The sequence below is a fragment of the Ferdinandcohnia sp. Marseille-Q9671 genome (assembly GCF_976954385.1).
The window spans coordinates 357,734-376,663 of the sequence record NZ_CDRJTA010000004.1; the positions used below are offsets into that span (position 1 = coordinate 357,734).

An 18,930-nucleotide genomic window follows, 5' to 3' on the forward strand; every position below is an offset into this window, starting at 1 on the left:
ACTCGACCACTTTGGTCCTAGAGTCTACCTTTCCTTTATTTCCTCGCTTTTCGAATCATTTTTTGAACACTATTTATAGGAGGGTTATCTATTGTATCAAACAGCTGCATGGTATCTTTCAATACTGTTAATGACATTTATTGCAATCATTTTTATTTTTGTGGTTTTGAATACCAACAAAAGGATAGCGTATGAAGGTATACAGAAAAAGTGGTATCGCTTTCGAACAGCTTATTTCATTGTTCTTCTGATTGTATTGGGTACAGTAACTTATTTCACGCTACAGGATTTACCTTTCGAACGACCAGTATACGGAGAAGGAGAAGATCCTATCTTGGTAAATGTGGAGGCAATTCAATTTGGTTGGAATATGAGTCAGACAGAATTCAAGGTAGGGGAGCCGATTGAATTCCATGTAACAAGTGCTGATGTAAATCACGGATTTGGTATTTATGACAAAGATATGAATCTATTGGCGCAAACACAGGCGATGCCTGGCTATACAAATAATGTTTTCTACACTTTTGAAAAACCAGGGACATATCAAATTTTATGTTTGGAATACTGTGGATTAGCTCACCATGTAATGATTGGTGAAATTGCCGTTACAAACTAAGGGGGACTTTCAATGGCTACTATTACAATGGGAGATTCAAAACCCTCCCAAAATCGAACGCTTATCATGTATCTACTAACTGGCAGTCTAGTTATTTTACTTATGATGATATTTGGAGTCTTAATGTTACTTGCACAAGGAAATATGATTGATGTTGATCCAGGTTTCTTTTATGAAATTCTAACGGTCCATGGAACCGGTATGGTAGGTGCATCAGCATTGTCTGCAGCAGCAGTTATGTGGTACTTCCTAAGCAAATATGTTCAACTAAACAAAGGGATTTTTATTTCAAATTTTATCTTCTTTATTATCGGGGTAGCAATGGTATTGGTAGGTATCTTCAGCTTTGACTTTGCGGGGGGATGGACTTTCTTGTATCCATTACCTGCAATTTCGGCTGGAGGATGGGGAGTTGTAGGAGCAGCTCTATATCTTGGAGGTATGCTTGTAATAGGTGTTGGATTTTTATTACTGTATTTAGATGTTGCAAGAGCAATTATTAAACAATATGGGAGTTTAGGAGGCGGGTTAGGCTGGTCAATTGTCTTTGGGAAAAAGAAAGGCTATGGTCCTCCTGCGGCTGTTGTAGCGAGTACAATGGTTGTGATTGTGAACATCACAGCACTGGTATCTGGGGCAACCATTTTAGTTATGAGCCTTATAAATCTATTTATACCAACCATTACAATTGACCCACTGCTTGCAAAAAACCTAACATATGCGTTTGGTCATATATTTGCAAATTCAATTATATATATGGGTGTTATTGCTGTTTATGAAATTTTGGCATTGTACACAAATCGTCCATGGAAAGCAAATCGGCCATTTCTCATCGCGTGGAACTGTTCAACGTTATTTACAATCATCATTTATCCCCACCATTTATTAATGGACTTCGCACTACCGAAATGGATGATTATCCTGGGGCAAGTATTATCATATGCAAATGGATTACCGGTATTAGTTGTTACTGCGTACGGTGCCCTAATGATTGTTTTTCGATCAGGTATTAAGTGGGATATTGCATCATCTTTTATTTTTTTATCAATGTTTGGCTGGGTGGTTGGTGTAGTACCAGCGATTATTGATGCAACGATTGTTATTAACCATGTTATGCATAATACGAAGTGGGTGCCAGGACATTTTCATATGTATATGGGATTGGGTGCTACAGCAATGTTGTTTGGTTTTATGTATTACCTTGCAAAAGTAAATAAGAAAAATAAAGAAACATCACTGGATGCAATCAGTTTCTGGGTGTATGTCATGTTTTTCCTTGGTTTATGTGGTTCATTCCTCTATTCCGGGAAAGCAGGGGCACCAAGAAGATGGGCAGAACATTTCCCAGAATGGATTCCATTTGATCGAATTGGAGTCGTGTTTGGAATCTTTATTATTTTAGCCGTTTTAACATTTGTTCTACGTTTTTGGAATTTTTCTAGATCCATTGATAGTAGCTTTAGAGAAGATATAGGACCGAGTCAGCATGCGTAAATGTATAAGTATTCTATTTGCACTTATGGCCAGCTTATCATTGCTATGGGTAGGGACAGATGGATTTCGAGCCTTTACAGCTGAAAAAGCTAGAATACTTACATTGGAAAGGGAGCAGCCAAGGCTCCCTGCTGCTACATTACTTGATTCTAATTATGAAAGTTTTAATATAAAAGAGTTAGATGAGAAATATGCGCTATTGACGTTTATGTATACGTCATGTGGAGATGTATGTCCAGTTCTCGAAACAAACTTTGCTGAAATCTATGAAAATATCCCAGCCGATATACGAGGAGAAGATATTGTCCTACTTAGCATAAGTTTTGATCCAGAGCATGATTCTCCAAGTGTTTTACATGCATATTCAGAGCATTTTGGAGCGGATGGAGATCAATGGAAAATGGCTACAATACAAGATAAGAAAGAATTAGAGGGTGTTTTAGATGCATTAGAGGTAATCGTGATACCAAATGAATATGGAGGATATGAGCATAATTCAGCTTTCTATGTTATTAATCCAGAGGGTAAATTAACAAATATATTTGATTACCAGTCGCCACAAACTGTCATAAATTATTTAGACACTATTCTTTTCTAGAGGTGAAATGATGTTCCGGAATCGATATCTATTTGTAGGGCTACTATTACTTCTAATTCTTATCATGCCATATGTTAGGGTAACATTAGAGGCGAGTATGATTGGAACAATGCTTGTTCAAATCCCCTTGCTTATTTGTAGTGGCTATTTACTAGCAAAAGGCTTTCCGCGGAAATGGCATGCCTTATTTGGATATCTCAATGAAAATGGCATCCCTGGCATAGTAGTAACGTTATCCGTTATAGCATATTGGTTTTTACCTCGGTCAATTGATGGCGCCTTAAATGAAATATTAATGGAAATCTCAAAGTATATGACACTACCATTCGTTGCAGGGATTTTAATGTACTATAGCTGGAAGTTACTTGGACCAATTAGCAAAGCATTTATCTGGGCGAATGGTATTTCAATGATTTTTGTTATGAGCTGGCTTTATACAGTCTCACCTGTAAGATTATGCAATAATTATTTAGTTACGTCCCAACAACAACTAGGAAAAGCAATGTTTATAGTAGGACTAGGTATTTGTGTACTTTTTATTGGTCGTGCTTTTATTGGCAAGCCGTTGGTAACGAGAAACAAGAAAACTGACAAGTTCCTAATTGTAAAAGAGGAAATGGTTTATCAAAAATTAATAAAAAGATAATAACCACGATTTAGTTTAAAAATCGTGGTTATGATTTACCAGGTAAGAAAGTATTAAATTTTGCACGTAGTTTTTGGTGTCTAGCTCCAGGCGAAATGGATCTCTGGTCTAAGACAATCGCTTCTGAAGACAAACAACGACTTCTGTCAGCGCTTGTCTTATGCTTGTCGCCGCTAGGCGGGTTTACTTTGGAGTCAATTAATTTCCTGCTGCAGCTCTTGGGAACAAAATATTATTTTCTAAATGAATATGTTGGAATAAGTCAGCCTCAAGTGCTTCTAAACGCTGGTAGACAAGACGATAGGTTCCGCATGCACCAATTGGTGGCTGAAAATCGTTAGTGATGTCACGGATTTCTTTAATAATCTTACCTGCCTCATCATGGTCGTCTTCTAGTTCTTCCACATGTTTCTTAACTAATATATGGTTTTCCTCAGTAGGTTCTTTCTCAAACGTAACAATTAGAGGAAAAGATTCAGCTTCCTCTTTTATTGTGTGTTGTTCGAGCTCGACTTTCAACTGATTAAATAATGAATGAACTCTAACAAGGTGTGGGTGGTTACCACCATGAACGCGCAGAACCTTCGTTACATAAGGGCTTAGTTGTGGAAGCTCTTCATTTAAATATCGATGATGTTTATTTATAATATGATCTATTAACTCAGAATAGCTAGCAGACTTCCAATCAATTGTTTTCTCATTAAGGTCTTTCGTTTCCAGGTAGAGAGCATTTAATCTAGCTAATACCTCATCCTTAGAAAGATTTCGTTCCTCAAGCGCTTCCTTAAGTGGACGATTTCCTCCACAGCAAAAATCAATTCGATATGATTTAAAAAGGTCTCCAGCCTTTGGAAACTCGGTTACGATTTCTCCAATAATATGTTGTTCTGTGAATATTTGCTCCATTTTCCTTGCCTCCTAAATAGTTTGCTACTTATAGAATAGCTTTTAAGGAAGTAGAATGAGGTGATTACAATCACACTTACAAAAAAATCTTAAATAGAAACAAGAGTGATATACCTCACAGTTGTAAATAGGACATGTTTGGTACGATAAAGCCAAACATAGATAGCTACAAGGAGATGTTCGAAAATGTTTATCCGTAAACAGTACCTTCATGAATTGGAAAAAGAAAATGAACAGCTTAAAATAGAATTAAATGAAATGAAAGCTGAGAGAGAACAGCACATAGAAAATACAACTATCTTCTTTAAGAGCTTTTATGAGGAACTTGTAGCAACAATTGAACAGCACGAGCATGTCAACGGACAGCACCATGTCCTTGGGGAACTTGTCGCTAACATCAAATCAAAATTTGATCGAGTGGAGCATTTAAGTTTATCATCCTACGCAAATTCGACTAAATTACATGACAACGGTCAATCGTTACTTGGAGCTGCCCTAGATATGGTGTCAAAATCAACTGAAGGAAAGCAACAAGTAACGAAGGTTGAAGAAATAATGAAGGAGCTGGGCACTCAATTAAATGACACAACTCTTAAGATGACGCACTTAAATAGTCGGTCAAAGGAAATAGAAAATATTGTTCAAGTTATAAAAGAAATAGCCGATCAAACCAATTTGTTAGCTCTCAATGCCTCGATTGAAGCTGCCAGAGCAGGTGAACAAGGAAAAGGATTTTCGGTTGTGGCTGCTGAGGTACGAAAATTAGCAGAAAGTACTGCTTCTAGTACGGAACATATAAGTTCACTGACGAAAACGATTCAAAAAGAAATTGATGAAACCTTACAGTCTACGACAAATAGTACTAGACTTGTACTCTCAGGAATTAAGGTAAGCACGAGTACAACTGAAAAAATTAATTATATTTTGTCAGTCATTCAGTCTGTTCAGGAGGAAGTGCATTTTGTAATAAATACAATCCAGGAGCAAAAGGTATACTCACAGGATGTCATGGAAGAAATAGCAAACACGAAGGATCTATTTGATAAGGCGAACAATTTGATTACGCAGCATATCACAGACGCAAAGGTAGTTGATGAGAAGCTAGAAGAAGGAATGATCCAACTGAACGAAATTACAGCAAGAAAGTAGTGGTTTTTCCTTAAATATACTACAATAGGAAAAAAGTAGATAAAGTGAGTGAAAAGATATGGTAGAAAGGCGAATACCAATACCAGTACCAGAAGCTGTGTCACGTGTAATGAAATATGCAAGTGAAGGGACAAAGGAATCTGTTGCAATCGAAGCTAGTTTCGGCAGATTTTTAGCAGAGGATGTAAGAGCAGATCACGATGTTCCACATTTTGACCGTTCACCTTATGACGGATTTGCGGTTCGAGCTTTAGATACAAAAGAGGCGAATCAGGAACAGCCAGTTGAATTTGAGGTCATCGAAGAGATTGGGGCTGGTTCTGTGGCATCGAAAAAGGTAGAGCCTTTTCAAGCAATACGTATAATGACAGGTGCACAAATGCCGACAGAATGTGACGCAGTAGTCATGCTTGAGTTAACAAATGAATACGAACGTGACGGCAAGAAATGTATGTCAATAAAAAGGCCATTTAAATCAGGTGATAATGTTTCTTTTCAAGGTGAAGACACCAAAAAGGGCTCCGTTCTTGTTGAAAAAGGTAGTAATATCAACCCAGGAGTTAAAGCTCTTCTAGCTACTTTTGGCTACGATCAGGTAAAAGTTGCGAAGAAGCCCATAATCGGGATATACGCAACAGGAACGGAATTACTAGATGTAAACGAAGAGTTAGTTCCAGGGAAAATTCGCAATAGTAACGCTTATATGGTTAACGGACAAATCCAAAGGGCTGGTGCCGAACCATTGTACTATGGGAAGCTCCCTGATGATTTTGAACTATGTTATGAGGCTGTTAAAACAGCAATAAATGAAGTTGATATTTTAGTAACAACAGGTGGAGTTTCTGTTGGTGATTATGATTATTTGCCAGCAATTTATGAAAAATTAGGTGCTGAAGTATTATTTAATAAGATTGCGATGAGACCGGGCAGTGTCACAACAGTTGCCCAGTTAAATGGAAAGCTACTGTTTGGACTATCTGGTAATCCATCTGCTTGCTATGTGGGCTTTGAATTATTAGTGAGACCTGTTATTCGTAAAAGATTGTTTTCAAATAAACCTCATCTTTTAAATATGAAAGCCATACTTAATGCAGATTTTCCAAAGCCAAATCCATTTACTAGGTTTGTGCGGAGCCAATTGCGTTTTGATGGCGGTAAATTAGTTGTAACTCCAAGTGGGCTCGATAAATCTAATGTCGTATCGTCCTTAGCAGGAGCAAATGCTTTCATGGTATTACCTGGTGGTACTCGTGGTTTTGAAAAGGGAATGGAAGTTGAGGTATTATACCTTGAGGGTCAGGAAGGAAGTAAATGGCCTTGGGAATAAATTACCCTATCTTACAAATTGTCGGTTATCAAAATAGCGGGAAGACTACACTTGTTGAGAAAGTGGTAAAACACGGAACTAGGCTAGGGCATAAAATTGCTACCATTAAACATCATGGACATATGACTAGTCTTCAAAACACCAATTATGAAAAGGATTCCTCCCGACACTTTCATGCAGGAGCAACTGCAACTATTGTGGAAGGAGGAGGAAATCTTCAACTTGAAGCAAAGTCAACAAATTGGACGTTGGATAAGCTGCTCCAGCTTTATTCACTTTTTGAAAATGATATGATTATCATTGAAGGCTTTAAAAGAGAGGATTATCCTAAAATTGTACTAGTTAGGCATGAAGGAGATAGAGAGCTCGTAAAATCACTTACAAATATTGTAGCTGTAATCTCGTGGATTCCGATACAATGTATGTATCCACTCTTTCATATAACAGATGAAGAAAAATACTTAGGTTGGATCTTTAACCATAGTGAGGAAGTTAAATGAAAAATATTGATTTATTTACAATTTCAAAAGAGCCGATTCAAATTGAAGAGGTAACAAACAAAGTCATTAGGCGTGAAGCAGGTGCTGTGACAACATTTATTGGAACTGTAAGAGAATTTACAAAGGGAAAACGCACACTTCATTTAGAGTATGAGGCATATATACCAATGGCAGAAAAGAAGCTTGCTCAAATTGGGGAAGAAATCAATGAAAAATGGGCAAATGCAAAAGTAGCAATTACACATCGAATTGGTAGACTAGACATTTCTGAGGTAGCAGTTGTCATAGCTGTTTCTACTCCACATCGTAAAGATGCCTATGAAGCAAACGAATATGCGATTGAACGCATCAAGCAAATCGTCCCAATCTGGAAAAAAGAGCACTGGGAGGATGGCGAAATGTGGGTTGGAGATCAACTAGAAACAAAACAATATCCAAGTGGGCAGCCCGAAGAGGAGGATTTAATTTGATAACTGTATTATTTTTTGCTCATCTACAGGACTTGGCTGGAACAGATAAAATAACTCTGAACGATGATAATATTTCAATCTCCGTTCTAAAAGAAACGCTTATCCGGGACCACTCATTAAAAAATCTTGATCAAATCATGTTTGCTATTAATGAAGAATACGCGACAGATGACGATATTGTTAAAACAGGCGATACTGTAGCACTCATTCCACCAGTAAGTGGAGGTTGAATTAGTAACCAACCACTCTACGGTGGTTTTTTTGCATAAAAACTCAACAACTTTTATAAAAATACAATTGATTTTATTTTTATACAGATTTATAATGATAGATATTTCAACAATACAAACATTGAGGTGGATATTTTGAAAGCTGCAATTATAGGGGTTACTGGATACGGAGGAATTGAGCTACTTAGATTACTAGCAAATCACCCATATATACACGTTCATTCCATTCACTCCTCTTCACAGACAGGGATGGAGCTTTCAGAGGTCTACCCGCATGTGACAAATCTTGTAAGTCATTCTTTAGAAGAAATAGATATTCCTAAGATTGGAAAAGAAGTGGATGTTGTTTTTCTTTCCACCCCGTCTGGTGTTTCGACATCGCTTGTGCCTGAATTGCTAAAAGAAAACGTAACAATTATTGATCTTTCAGGCGATTATCGTTTAAAGGATCCAAGCCTGTATGAAGAGTGGTATAAAAAGCCTGCTGCTGTACAGGAAGACCTTAACGAAGCTACATATGGATTATCAGAGTGGAATAGGGAAGAAATTAAGAAAAGTCGATTCATCTCAAACCCGGGTTGTTACCCAACTGCAACTGTTCTTGGTTTGGCACCCTTAGTGAAAAATAAACTGATTGATGAAAAATCAATTGTGATAGATGCTAAATCAGGAATATCAGGTGCTGGTAAGAGCCCATCAAGAACTACACATTTTGCGGAAAGCAATGATAATTTTTCGATTTATAAGGTGAATCAACATCAGCATATTCCAGAAATTGAACAGGTACTTCGTGGGTGGAATGAAGCAATTCCATATGTTACTTTTAGTACACATTTAGTACCAATGACCAGAGGAATCATGTCCACTATGTATATAAATAGTTTAACAGATTCATTTTCATTGGATAGTCTACATGAATTATACACGGAGAGTTATAAAGATTCCCAGTTTGTAAGAATTAGGAAGAAGGGTACCTTCCCGTCTACAAAAGAAGTTTACGGTACAAATTTTTGTGATATCGGTCTAGCTTACGATGAAAGAACAAACCGAATAACTGTTGTTTCGGTTATCGACAATCTGGTAAAGGGAGCCGCTGGCCAGGCAATCCAAAATGCGAACATTATCTTTGGCTGGGAAGAAAATACTGGGTTACAGTCGGTACCTTTATTTCCATAATAACTACATTAAATTCAATTTCCTGATTCAATTTGTGGATTGAATACAGAACATGAACATAATTCGAGCCAGATAAAAAACCTGGGTGCCATTACGCCAAAGCATATTTGATAAGAGATTCATAGATAAGGAGTGACTTTGCTTGTTAGATACTAAGGATATTAAAATTATGAAGGTAGAAGAGGGTTCGGTTGTTACCCCGAAAGGATTTAAAGCAGCAGGTGTTCATGCTGGCTTACGTTACTCAAAGAAAGATATAGGGGCTATTGTTTGTGATGTCCCTGCTAGCTGTGCAGCTGTTTATACACAAAGTCATTTCCAAGCACCTCCTTTAAAAGTAACAAAAGCAAGTATTGCTACTGAAAATAAACTACAAGCTGTCGTGATTAACAGTGCATGTGCAAATGCATGTACGGGGGAACAAGGCTTAGTAGATGCATATGAAATGAGAGCTGAAACAGCTGCTCATTTTGGAATTGCTGATCATCTAGTTGCGGTTGCTTCAACAGGCGTAATTGGTGAGCTATTACAGATGGACAAAATTAAAAGTGGTATAAAGATGCTTGAACCTGCCAGTACAGTAAGTGCAGCGGAGGACTTCCAAACAGCTATATTAACAACAGACCTTGTTATGAAAAAAGCTTGTTATCAAACAACGATTGATGGGAAAACCATCACAGTTGGAGGAGCTGCTAAAGGGTCTGGGATGATACATCCAAATATGGCGACAATGTTAGGTTTTGTTACGACAGATGCAGACATAGATTCTGATACCCTTCAAGCAGCAATGAAAGCTGTAACGGATGTTACCTTTAATCAAATTACTGTAGATGGGGAAACGTCAACTAATGATATGGTATTGGTAATGGCAAGTGGAAAGGCGGAAAATAATCCACTTACACCTGAACATCCTGAATGGGAATCATTCCTTTCGGTTCTTCAATTAACGTTTGAAGATCTAGCAAAGCAAATTGCAAGGGACGGCGAAGGAGCTACAAAGCTTGTAGAAGTAAATGTAACTGGAGCAGTTTCCGATAACGATGCACGTATTATTGCTAAAAAGATTGTAGGGTCAAACCTGGTTAAGACTGCTATTTATGGAGCAGATGCTAACTGGGGGAGAATAATTGGGGCGATTGGACATAGTACCGCAACGGTTAATCCTGATATTGTTGATATTTCAATCGGGTCTATTCAAATGTTAAAGGAAAGCCAGCCAGTAGCTTTCTCTGAGGAGCTTGCAAAAGCCTATCTTGAGGGAACTGATATAGTCATTCATGTTGACCTTCATCTAGGAAATGGTTTTGGTATAGCATGGGGCTGCGACTTAACCTATGATTATGTCAAAATTAACGCAAGCTACCGCACCTAAGGAGGCTTGAAATGGAGACTATTGTAATTAAATGTGGGGGCAGTATACTTGCACAACTGTCAGACTCATTTTTTAAAAGTATTAGAGAATTAAAAGAGAGCGGCTATAAAGTTGTCATTGTTCACGGTGGTGGACCGGAGATTGGCCAGACACTTTCCTCACTGAATATAAAAAGTGAGTTTGTAAATGGGTTACGTAAGACAACGAAGGAAGTACTCGATGTTGTGGAAATGGTGTTGTCTGGGTTGGTCAATAAAAAGGTTGTGACTGAGTTAGAAAAAGCAGGTATTCCATCAGTTGGATTATCTGGTTGTGATGCAAGACTTCTTCAAGCTAGACCTGTAAACATTGACCAACTAGGGTATGTTGGAGAAATTGAGCAAGTCAATGTTTCTTTCTTAGAGTACCTATTAGCTGAAAAGTATGTTCCAGTAATTTCCCCAATTGGGATCGATGCTGATTTTACAAAGTATAATATAAATGCGGATACGGCAGCAGCTAGCGTTGCGATAGCCTTAGAAGCAAGGCATTTATTATTTGTTACAGATGTAGACGGAATCATTAAAAATGGTGAAGTACTTCCTGCATTGTCCACTGACTCGGTCCTTTCATTAATTGAAGATGGGACGATTTACGGAGGTATGATTCCAAAGGTAAATGCGGCACTTTCTGCACTAAATGATGGTGGGCTAAACGAGATTACGATAATAAATGGAAAAGACTCTTTGTTGTCCCTAGATGGTACTTTAAAAGGAACAAAAATCAGCAAGGAAGTTCAAAACGTCACCAAATGATAGCTGAGTCTAGGGAAATTCAGAGCTCAACAGTCAAGTAGTTGCCGATTTGTTTTATTTATAACACAAAATTTTTAAAGAACTTGAGGTGGTATAATGGATGCCTTATTTCCAACTTATGCGAGATGGGATGTCACAGTTGAAACTGCAGAAGGTGCAACCATTATCGACAACACTGGTAAAAAATATTTAGATTTTGTATCAGGTATCGCCGTTTGTAACCTGGGACATTGCCATCCTGCTGTTACCCAAGCGGTGGAAGAGCAGTTGAAAAAGTATTGGCATGTATCCAATTTGTTCCATACTGATATTCAACAAGAAGTTGCGCAAAAACTAATTTCACACTCTGACTTAGATGCTGTCTTCTTCTGTAACAGTGGTGCAGAGGCCAATGAAGCGGCATTAAAACTTGCTCGAAAATACACAAAAAAATCAAAGGTTATTACGTTTAACCAATCGTTTCATGGTAGAACATTTGGGACAATGGCAGCTACAGGTCAGGAAAAGATACATTCCGGATTTGGTCCACTTCTGCAGGAATTTGTCTACCTTCCATATAACGATAGTGAAGCACTTGAACAGGCTATGGATGATTCCGTTGCAGCAATAATGGTTGAGGTTGTTCAGGGTGAAGGTGGAGTTGTTCCAGGTAACGAGTCGTTTCTTAAAAAGATTGAAGAACTTAGTAAAAAACATGATGCCTTATTTATTATAGATGAAGTTCAAACAGGAATTGGTAGAACAGGAAAGGCCTTTGCACACCAGCATTATAATCTTTCTCCAGACATTATCACATTAGCAAAAGGTTTAGGCAGTGGTTTACCAGTAGGGGCGATGCTAGGGAAGACAAAGCTAAGGGAAGCTTTTGGGCCAGGTTCACATGGATCTACTTTTGGAGGAAACCCTATCTCTTTATCTGCAGCGAAAGCTACCCTTGAGATTATCTTTGAGGAAGACTTCTTATCAGAAGTTGAGAAAAAGGGCTCCTATTTAAAGAAAAAGCTTACATCTGTATTTGCTGACAATGAGTTGATAACTGAGGTTCGTGGTAGTGGGCTTATGGTGGGAATCGCTTGTGAGTCAGAAGTGGCTGCTACTATTGCATCTCTTCGAAACAATGGACTGTTAACACTTCCAGCCGGACCTAATGTAATTAGGCTATTGCCACCATTGACTATTTCCTATGAACAAATTGATGAAGCGGTAAATATTATAAAAAGTACTCTTGTTTCGGAGTACATTGCCTAGAAGGTAATTATGATCTGGTAGTTAGATAGAGTTATTCTTCTGACTATCAGTCATAATAAACCATTTTTTTTGAATATAAATGCATAAAAATACGTCAAGTTAAATAAAAATACGAGGTGGAGCAATGAAGGGATATTTACACTTGGAAAATGGTGAAAGCTTTGAAGGAACGTTATTCCCAAATAGTCAAAACTCAAATTTTACGGGAGAAATCGTATTCTATACCGGAATGACAGGGTATCAAGAGGTCTTAACAGATCCTTCTTATAAAAATCAAATCATTGTTTTCACATATCCACTAATCGGTAATTACGGAATAAATGAATTTGACTTTGAAAGTAAAAAACCACATGTTGCGGGTGTTATTGTTTATGAAATGAAGGATAATTACTCTAATTATAATGCGAAGTATTCATTAAAACAGTATTTAGAAAAATGGAATATCCCTTTTCTAACGAGAGTAGATACGCGTGCTGTAGTTAAAAGAATTCGAACGGAAGGAACCATGCAGGCTGTTATAAGTAATGCAACATCAGTAGATTTAAAATCACACCAACTTGCAATAAATCCAGTAGAGGCGGTAACGAGTAAAACAATTGAAACGTTTGGTACGGGTGAAAACCATATCGTGTTAATTGACTTTGGCTATAAAAAGTCCATTATGAATGCTTTCCTTGACAGGGGGTGTCAAGTTACCGTTGTACCATATACCACCCCTATCGGAAAAATCAAGGAACTGAATCCTACAGGTGTTGTCTTGTCAAATGGACCTGGGGACCCTAAGGCTTTACAGTCATATCTTCCTTCCATAAAACAAATTTTAGAACAGTTTCCTACACTTGCCATTTGTTTAGGGCACCAACTAGTTGCACTAAGCTTAGGTGGGGATACAAAAAAACTAAAATTCGGACACAGAGGCGCCAACCAGCCTGTGGCAGATTTATTTAGTAATAAAGTTCTTATTACATCCCAAAACCACAGCTACGTAGTGGATGAAGTTAGTTTAAAAACAACAGATTTACAAGCGAGATTTAAGAATTGCAATGATGGCTCCATTGAAGGATTGACACATAAGAATCTACCAATATTAACAGTTCAATTTCATCCGGAAGCCCACCCTGGACCGGCAGAAAGCAGCTGGATCTTTGACGAATTTATAGCAAACAACTGTGCTGTTAGGAGAGAGAAGTTATATGCCTAAGGATCATTCAATAAAATCAATTTTAGTAATTGGCTCCGGCCCAATTGTAATTGGGCAGGCTGCAGAATTCGATTATTCAGGGACACAAGGTTGTAGGGCTTTACGGGAAGAAGGCTTTAAGGTCATCCTAGTAAATAACAATCCTGCGACGATTATGACAGATGAAGTGAATGCAGATGTTGTCTATTTTGAGCCACTTACAGTTGAAAGCATAGAGAAAATTATTGAAAAGGAACGCCCAGATGGATTACTTGCTACACTCGGCGGCCAAACTGGACTGAATTTGGCCTTTGCTTTAAGTGAAAAAGGGATTTTAGAACGCTATCAGGTTAAAGTGCTGGGGACACCAATTGAATCAATTAAAAAAGGTGAGGACCGAGAGGCATTCCGAAGTTTAATGAATGAACTAGATGAACCTGTCCCGGACAGTGAAATTGTTACAACCGTTGAACAGGCAGTTACTTTTGCCGAGAAGATAGGATTTCCGGTTATAATACGTCCAGCATACACATTGGGGGGAACAGGAGGAGGCATTGCAACAGACTTACAACAACTTATCGATTTAACCAAAAATGGCTTATCTGAAAGCCCTATTACCCAATGTTTAATTGAGAAAAGTATTGCGGGATATAAGGAAATCGAATATGAGGTCATGAGAGACCAAAAAGGAACATGTATTACCATCTGTAATATGGAGAATATCGATCCTGTCGGCATTCATACAGGAGATTCAATTGTTGTGGCTCCGTCGCAAACTCTAACTGATGAAGAGTACCAAATGCTACGTTCTGCATCTATCAATATTATTTCAGCTTTAGGGATTATTGGTGGATGTAATATTCAGTTTGCATTGGACCCGTACAGCAAGAACTACTATTTAATAGAAGTGAATCCACGTGTAAGTCGTTCATCTGCTCTTGCATCAAAAGCTACGGGTTATCCAATCGCAAAAATGGCAGCAAAGCTAGCTGTTGGCTATACATTAGATGAAATTCTTAACCCTGTAACTGGGAAAACATTTGCAAGCTTTGAACCGGCATTAGATTACGTTGTTGTAAAATTTCCACGCTTTCCATTCGATAAATTTACCGATGTTCCTAATACACTAGGAACTCAAATGAAAGCTACGGGCGAGGTAATGGCAATTGACCGTAATTTAGAAAGTGCAATTCAAAAAGCCGTACATTCATTAGAGGCAGATAATGAAAGTCTACGTTTACCTAAAATGGATTTGAACTCAAAAGAAGAGCTACAAAAGTTTGTTGAAAAAGGAACTGAAAATCGTTTTTTTGCAATACTTGAACTACTTAGAAGAGGTACTACCATTGAGGAAATTCATGCGATTTCAAAGATTGATTTGTTCTTCTTGCACACTTTTCTAAATCTTGTTGAATATGAAAATAAACTTAGAAATCAGTCGATTAATGACCTCAATGTTGATTTCATTCAAGAGCTAAAGGAAAAAGGATTTTCTGATCATTATATTGCTTATCTCTGCAATGATGAGGAAGGGAATGTTCGAGCCAAACGTAAGGAATTTGGGATAATACCATCCTATAAATGTGTTGATACATGTGCTGGGGAGTTTGAATCACAAACAGCTTATTATTACTCCAGTTATTTTGGTGAAAATGAACTTACTGTATCAACTAAACCAAAGGTGTTAATTCTTGGATCGGGTCCGATACGAATTGGTCAAGGGATTGAATTTGATTATAGTTCCGTCCATGGGATTCTTGCACTACAAGAAGAAGGCTATGAAACCCTGTTAATGAACAATAATCCGGAAACAGTTAGTACGGATTATGAGATTGCTGATAAGTTATACTTTGAGCCTCTTACATTAGAACATGTTCTAAATGTAATTGAAGCTGAACAGGTTGATCAAGTTATGGTTCAGTTTGGTGGGCAGACTGCAATTAATTTAGCTAAAGGACTGGAAGCAGCCGGTGTCACCATTGTTGGGATTACACATGATATTATTGATCAACTTGAAGACCGTGACCGTTTTTATCAACTATTGGAAAAGACAAATATATCGCATATACCTGGGGAAATTGCTAATAAGCCTCAAGAATTAGTGGATAATGCCACAGAGATTGGTTATCCCGTGTTAGTTCGTCCGTCGTATGTTATCGGTGGTAAAGGAATGATTCTATTCGATGATGAAGGTGAACTTAAATCGTTTGTGAGTAATGTACCAAATCAATCGTTTCCGCTTTTAATTGATGCATATGTACCAGGGTTAGAAATTGAAATTGACTTGTTGTCTGATGGAGAGAATATCTTAATCCCAACGATTGTTGAGCATATCGAAAAAGCAGGAGTTCACTCAGGAGACAGCCACGCAATAATGCCAGCCATTTCACTGTCAAAGGAAAACAAGGCTACAATTGTTTCTTATGCAACAAAGATTGTAAGAGAGTTGCAATTTAAAGGAATTATGAATATCCAATTTGTTGTGAAAGACAACGATATTTATGTACTTGAGGTGAATCCTCGCGCAAGTCGTACTGTACCAGTTGTAAGTAAAATTACGGGTATTCCAATGGCTCAGCTAGCTTCAAAGCTTGTTCTTGGAAAATCTCTTAGCGAACTAACAGCTCAAAAAGGTTTACTACCAGACCTACCGTATTATACTGTGAAATACCCGGTTTTCTCAACGTATAAGCTACTAGGCGATCCTACAGTAGGACCTGAAATGAAATCTACAGGAGAAGGGATTAGTATTGCAGAAACAATCGATGAGGCATTAACAAAGGTCTTTCATAGTTATATACAATCGAAGAAGATTGCAAATGAGATTGTATTTGATACGAATGCAAATGCAATTCCACCTGCCATTAAAAATCTTGCCGAGCAAGTAGGATTATCTATATACCAGTTGCATGATATATCGGAATGGGTTAAGAGTGATCAGGCATTAGCATATGTCAGTCTCACAAATGATGCAGAATCTAAAAAGAAGAAGATTGAAGTAAGTCAGAAGAGAATTCAAGTATTTACAGAAATAGAGACATTACAAGCATTTTTACAAGCATTCCGTAGTTCTTCCTTTACGGTAATGTCCATTCAAGAACGAAGAAGTACGCATAAAAAGCAGAAAGAAGTGGTAATAAAATGACGAATGCTTTAAAGGAAAATGCTAATAAGGCACTGAAGGATAAGGATTTATTAACCCTTCTAGATCTAACAAAAGATGAAATTTTAGCTTTATTAGACTCAGCTTTAGAAATGAAAGAAAAACATAAAAATGGTGAAGATACTCCTTATTTAAAAGGGAAAAATCTTGCGATGATTTTTGAAAAACATTCTACACGTACAAGAGTTTCCTTTGAGGCTGGAATGCTTCAGCTTGGCGGTAATGCTCTTTTTCTAAGTAGCAATGATTTGCAGCTTGGCAGAGGAGAATCTGTTGCCGATACAGCAAAGGTATTATCAGAATATGTGGATGCAATTATGATTCGTACGTTTGAACATGAGAAAATCGAGGAACTTGCGAAATTCGCAAGTATCCCTGTGATTAATGGATTAACGGAGGACTTTCATCCTTGTCAGGCCTTGGCTGATTTACTTACCATTTATGAAATAAAGAAGAGCTTTAAAGGATATAAGCTTGTATATATTGGTGATGGCAATAATGTGGCACATTCCCTAATGATAGGTGCTGCCAAAGTAGGGTTGGACTGTACCGTCATATGTCCACCTCAATATGTTCCAAAACAACAAATTGTAGAAAAAGCCCAGAAAATTGCGAAGGAAACAAACGCGAAGATTGAAGTAAGTCATGACCCGATTAAGGGGATGAATGAAGCAGATTTTATTTACACTGATGTATGGGCAAGCATGGGACATGAGCAAGAACAACAGGAAAGACTACAAGCTTTTATACCATATCAAGTTAACAGTGATCTTGTGCGTGTGGCAAAAGAAAATTACACATTTATGCACTGTCTGCCAGCTCATCGTGGAGAAGAAGTAACTGCAGAAATTATCGATGGACCCCATTCTGTCATTTTTGAACAGGCTGGAAATCGCCTCCACGTACAAAAAGCTGTTTTAAAGGCCATTATGGAATAGAAGTAGATGTAAAAGCTTCAGTACTTTAGAGGTGCTGGAGCTTTATTGTTTTTACAAGCTAAATAATAACTGTGGATTAGTGCTAAGTGCATGAGCTAGTTACCTGTTGAGGGGGGAAGAAAAGTCCTTTATAGCCAAGATGGGTGGTGGCTGATACTTTAGGTTCACCTTTTGGCTCGCCTGAATATAGATGTTTTCATGATTTGTAACCAGAGTGGGAATAGTAAGCTTGTACTATTTTTTAAAGGAGGATTATAATGGGGCAAAGTCATGAATTTCGCTCTGGGCAAAAGGCGCCAAATAATGGGATATATGTTGAAATTGGTGAGCAGGGAGATATGGTCAAAAACCCGAAAAGTATTAAATTAAATGCCGGGGACGCGTTCCCAGAATCTTCGAACCACAACCGAAAATGGACTTACAAAAGAAAGCCATAAGAATGCGAATAATACACAAAAAAAGACCCGTTAGGGTCTTTTTTTGTATTGTCTAGCTTCAGGCACCATCGGCGCGAGGTCATAAGGCAATCGCTTCTGAAGGTAATAAGCACCTTCTGTCAACGCGTGCCTTATGCTTGTCGCCGATAAGCTGTCGCCTAGTGCATTTCTCATTAATGATGAGCATCTTCAACAGGCTCATTTGGAATAACAGCACCTAAAATAATGATTAGGGCTGTAACAATTACAGCTACAACAGAAGCTGTACTAAATGAATATGTAGCTGCCTGCATTGATCCAATAACATATGAAGCCATTTGGACTAAAAGGAATGTCCAAAAAAGTGTCCAAAAATAACGCAACTTCTTCACTCCAATCAAATGCGCCTTAACGTATTTGCTACCAGATTTTTTAGGTCTACACGAGGTGGGTCACAAAGACGTTGCCACAGGATGTGGCATTCTTAGTTTTTGGCCTATTTTCGAAAATAATTCCGATGAAAATCTGAGCATCCGCCTGAGGCATTAGCTTTATTATGTGAGGGTACAATTCTAAATTGTATAACTCTATAGCATCTATATCATTACTTCTAAAGAGATACATGTGCTGAATAAAGTTAAACGCAATATGTAATTAGTTTACCACACTTGTAATCACTAAGAAAAGAGATTTTGTAGGCATTTCCC

The 18,930-nt window shown here is 37.8% G+C and carries 19 protein-coding genes; 17 read left to right on the top strand and 2 right to left on the bottom strand.

Annotated features, from left to right (window positions below):
- Positions 1–91 precede the first annotated feature (91 nt).
- Genes ACWNMY_RS17000 through ACWNMY_RS17015 form a run of 4 tightly spaced genes read left to right on the top strand, consistent with a single transcriptional unit; the run spans position 92 to position 3,354 of the window.
- Positions 92–616: a cytochrome C oxidase subunit II gene (locus tag ACWNMY_RS17000; protein ID WP_449539440.1), complete on the top strand. Its 525-nt coding sequence runs from the start codon at positions 92–94 to the stop codon at positions 614–616.
- A 12-nt stretch (positions 617–628) separates the two neighbouring features.
- Positions 629–2,110 carry a cbb3-type cytochrome c oxidase subunit I gene (locus ACWNMY_RS17005; RefSeq protein ID WP_449539441.1) on the top strand — a complete coding sequence of 494 codons (1,482 nt, stop codon included), beginning with the start codon at positions 629–631 and terminating at the stop codon, positions 2,108–2,110.
- Entirely contained in the window at positions 2,103–2,708 is a 606-nt protein-coding gene (locus tag ACWNMY_RS17010) for an SCO family protein (protein ID WP_449539442.1), read from the top strand. The genes ACWNMY_RS17005 and ACWNMY_RS17010 overlap by 8 nt, the downstream gene beginning before the upstream one ends.
- 10 nt (positions 2,709–2,718) lie before the next feature.
- Positions 2,719–3,354 (top strand): hypothetical protein, encoded by a 636-nt coding sequence (locus ACWNMY_RS17015; RefSeq protein ID WP_449539443.1) that lies wholly within the window; start codon positions 2,719–2,721, stop codon positions 3,352–3,354.
- A gap of 198 nt (positions 3,355–3,552) precedes the next feature.
- On the opposite strand, the gene ric is transcribed toward ACWNMY_RS17015, so the two are convergent.
- Positions 3,553–4,260, bottom strand: coding sequence for an iron-sulfur cluster repair di-iron protein (gene ric / locus ACWNMY_RS17020; RefSeq protein ID WP_449539444.1), 708 nt, complete (start codon positions 4,258–4,260; stop codon positions 3,553–3,555).
- A gap of 186 nt (positions 4,261–4,446) precedes the next feature.
- Here ric and ACWNMY_RS17025 point away from each other — a divergent pair, with 186 nt between their 5' ends.
- From ACWNMY_RS17025 to ACWNMY_RS17085, 13 genes are all read left to right on the top strand, one after another.
- Complete coding sequence (locus tag ACWNMY_RS17025) at positions 4,447–5,409, top strand: methyl-accepting chemotaxis protein (protein ID WP_449539445.1); 963 nt, start codon at positions 4,447–4,449, stop codon at positions 5,407–5,409.
- 58 nt (positions 5,410–5,467) lie between these two features.
- A complete protein-coding gene (locus ACWNMY_RS17030) occupies positions 5,468–6,736 on the top strand; it encodes a molybdopterin molybdotransferase MoeA (protein ID WP_449539446.1) in 1,269 nt (422 codons plus the stop codon).
- On the top strand, positions 6,721–7,236 hold the full coding sequence (gene mobB / locus ACWNMY_RS17035) for a molybdopterin-guanine dinucleotide biosynthesis protein B (protein ID WP_449539447.1): 516 nt from the start codon (positions 6,721–6,723) through the stop codon (positions 7,234–7,236). The genes ACWNMY_RS17030 and mobB overlap by 16 nt, the downstream gene beginning before the upstream one ends.
- Positions 7,233–7,706: a molybdenum cofactor biosynthesis protein MoaE gene (locus tag ACWNMY_RS17040; RefSeq protein WP_449539448.1), complete on the top strand. Its 474-nt coding sequence runs from the start codon at positions 7,233–7,235 to the stop codon at positions 7,704–7,706. The genes mobB and ACWNMY_RS17040 overlap by 4 nt, the downstream gene beginning before the upstream one ends.
- Positions 7,703–7,936, top strand: a complete 234-nt coding sequence (moaD, locus tag ACWNMY_RS17045; RefSeq protein ID WP_449539449.1) for a molybdopterin converting factor subunit 1 — start codon at positions 7,703–7,705, stop codon at positions 7,934–7,936. Before ACWNMY_RS17040 ends, moaD begins: the two co-directional genes overlap by 4 nt.
- A gap of 135 nt (positions 7,937–8,071) precedes the next feature.
- On the top strand, positions 8,072–9,112 hold the full coding sequence (gene argC, locus ACWNMY_RS17050; protein ID WP_449539450.1) for an N-acetyl-gamma-glutamyl-phosphate reductase: 1,041 nt from the start codon (positions 8,072–8,074) through the stop codon (positions 9,110–9,112).
- A 169-nt stretch (positions 9,113–9,281) separates the two neighbouring features.
- On the top strand, positions 9,282–10,484 hold the full coding sequence (argJ, locus tag ACWNMY_RS17055) for a bifunctional ornithine acetyltransferase/N-acetylglutamate synthase (protein ID WP_449540478.1): 1,203 nt from the start codon (positions 9,282–9,284) through the stop codon (positions 10,482–10,484).
- Between the two features lie 11 nt (positions 10,485–10,495).
- Entirely contained in the window at positions 10,496–11,278 is a 783-nt protein-coding gene (argB, locus tag ACWNMY_RS17060; RefSeq protein WP_449539451.1) for an acetylglutamate kinase, read from the top strand.
- 96 nt (positions 11,279–11,374) lie between these two features.
- Positions 11,375–12,526 (top strand): acetylornithine transaminase, encoded by a 1,152-nt coding sequence (locus ACWNMY_RS17065; RefSeq protein WP_449539452.1) that lies wholly within the window; start codon positions 11,375–11,377, stop codon positions 12,524–12,526.
- 124 nt (positions 12,527–12,650) lie between these two features.
- Positions 12,651–13,727, top strand: coding sequence for a carbamoyl phosphate synthase small subunit (locus tag ACWNMY_RS17070; RefSeq protein ID WP_449539453.1), 1,077 nt, complete (start codon positions 12,651–12,653; stop codon positions 13,725–13,727).
- Positions 13,720–16,851 (top strand): carbamoyl phosphate synthase large subunit, encoded by a 3,132-nt coding sequence (locus tag ACWNMY_RS17075; protein WP_449539454.1) that lies wholly within the window; start codon positions 13,720–13,722, stop codon positions 16,849–16,851. The genes ACWNMY_RS17070 and ACWNMY_RS17075 overlap by 8 nt, the downstream gene beginning before the upstream one ends.
- A complete protein-coding gene (argF, locus tag ACWNMY_RS17080) occupies positions 16,848–17,807 on the top strand; it encodes an ornithine carbamoyltransferase (RefSeq protein WP_449539455.1) in 960 nt (319 codons plus the stop codon). Before ACWNMY_RS17075 ends, argF begins: the two co-directional genes overlap by 4 nt.
- 257 nt (positions 17,808–18,064) lie before the next feature.
- Positions 18,065–18,244: a YjzC family protein gene (locus tag ACWNMY_RS17085; protein WP_449539456.1), complete on the top strand. Its 180-nt coding sequence runs from the start codon at positions 18,065–18,067 to the stop codon at positions 18,242–18,244.
- A 173-nt stretch (positions 18,245–18,417) separates the two neighbouring features.
- Here the strand turns inward: ACWNMY_RS17085 and ACWNMY_RS17090 are convergent, their stop codons facing one another.
- On the bottom strand, positions 18,418–18,606 hold the full coding sequence (locus ACWNMY_RS17090; RefSeq protein WP_449539457.1) for a YjzD family protein: 189 nt from the start codon (positions 18,604–18,606) through the stop codon (positions 18,418–18,420).
- Positions 18,607–18,930: the final 324 nt, after the last annotated feature.

What these genes read in the sequence shown, in the direction of transcription:
- ACWNMY_RS17070 (WP_449539453.1), top strand. Translation starts at nt 12,651, where the DNA reads ATGAAGGGATATTTACACTTGGAAAATGGTGAAAGCTTTGAAGGAACG.
- ACWNMY_RS17025 (WP_449539445.1), top strand. Translation starts at nt 4,447, where the DNA reads ATGTTTATCCGTAAACAGTACCTTCATGAATTGGAAAAAGAAAATGAA.
- ACWNMY_RS17005 (WP_449539441.1), top strand. Translation starts at nt 629, where the DNA reads ATGGCTACTATTACAATGGGAGATTCAAAACCCTCCCAAAATCGAACG.
- ACWNMY_RS17085 (WP_449539456.1), top strand. Translation starts at nt 18,065, where the DNA reads ATGGGGCAAAGTCATGAATTTCGCTCTGGGCAAAAGGCGCCAAATAAT.
- ACWNMY_RS17065 (WP_449539452.1), top strand. Translation starts at nt 11,375, where the DNA reads ATGGATGCCTTATTTCCAACTTATGCGAGATGGGATGTCACAGTTGAA.
- argJ (WP_449540478.1), top strand. Translation starts at nt 9,282, where the DNA reads ATGAAGGTAGAAGAGGGTTCGGTTGTTACCCCGAAAGGATTTAAAGCA.
- ACWNMY_RS17010 (WP_449539442.1), top strand. Translation starts at nt 2,103, where the DNA reads ATGCGTAAATGTATAAGTATTCTATTTGCACTTATGGCCAGCTTATCA.
- argF (WP_449539455.1), top strand. Translation starts at nt 16,848, where the DNA reads ATGACGAATGCTTTAAAGGAAAATGCTAATAAGGCACTGAAGGATAAG.
- ACWNMY_RS17040 (WP_449539448.1), top strand. Translation starts at nt 7,233, where the DNA reads ATGAAAAATATTGATTTATTTACAATTTCAAAAGAGCCGATTCAAATT.
- ACWNMY_RS17015 (WP_449539443.1), top strand. Translation starts at nt 2,719, where the DNA reads ATGTTCCGGAATCGATATCTATTTGTAGGGCTACTATTACTTCTAATT.
- argB (WP_449539451.1), top strand. Translation starts at nt 10,496, where the DNA reads ATGGAGACTATTGTAATTAAATGTGGGGGCAGTATACTTGCACAACTG.
- ACWNMY_RS17030 (WP_449539446.1), top strand. Translation starts at nt 5,468, where the DNA reads ATGGTAGAAAGGCGAATACCAATACCAGTACCAGAAGCTGTGTCACGT.
- ric (WP_449539444.1), bottom strand. Translation starts at nt 4,260, where the DNA reads ATGGAGCAAATATTCACAGAACAACATATTATTGGAGAAATCGTAACC.
- ACWNMY_RS17075 (WP_449539454.1), top strand. Translation starts at nt 13,720, where the DNA reads ATGCCTAAGGATCATTCAATAAAATCAATTTTAGTAATTGGCTCCGGC.
- mobB (WP_449539447.1), top strand. Translation starts at nt 6,721, where the DNA reads ATGGCCTTGGGAATAAATTACCCTATCTTACAAATTGTCGGTTATCAA.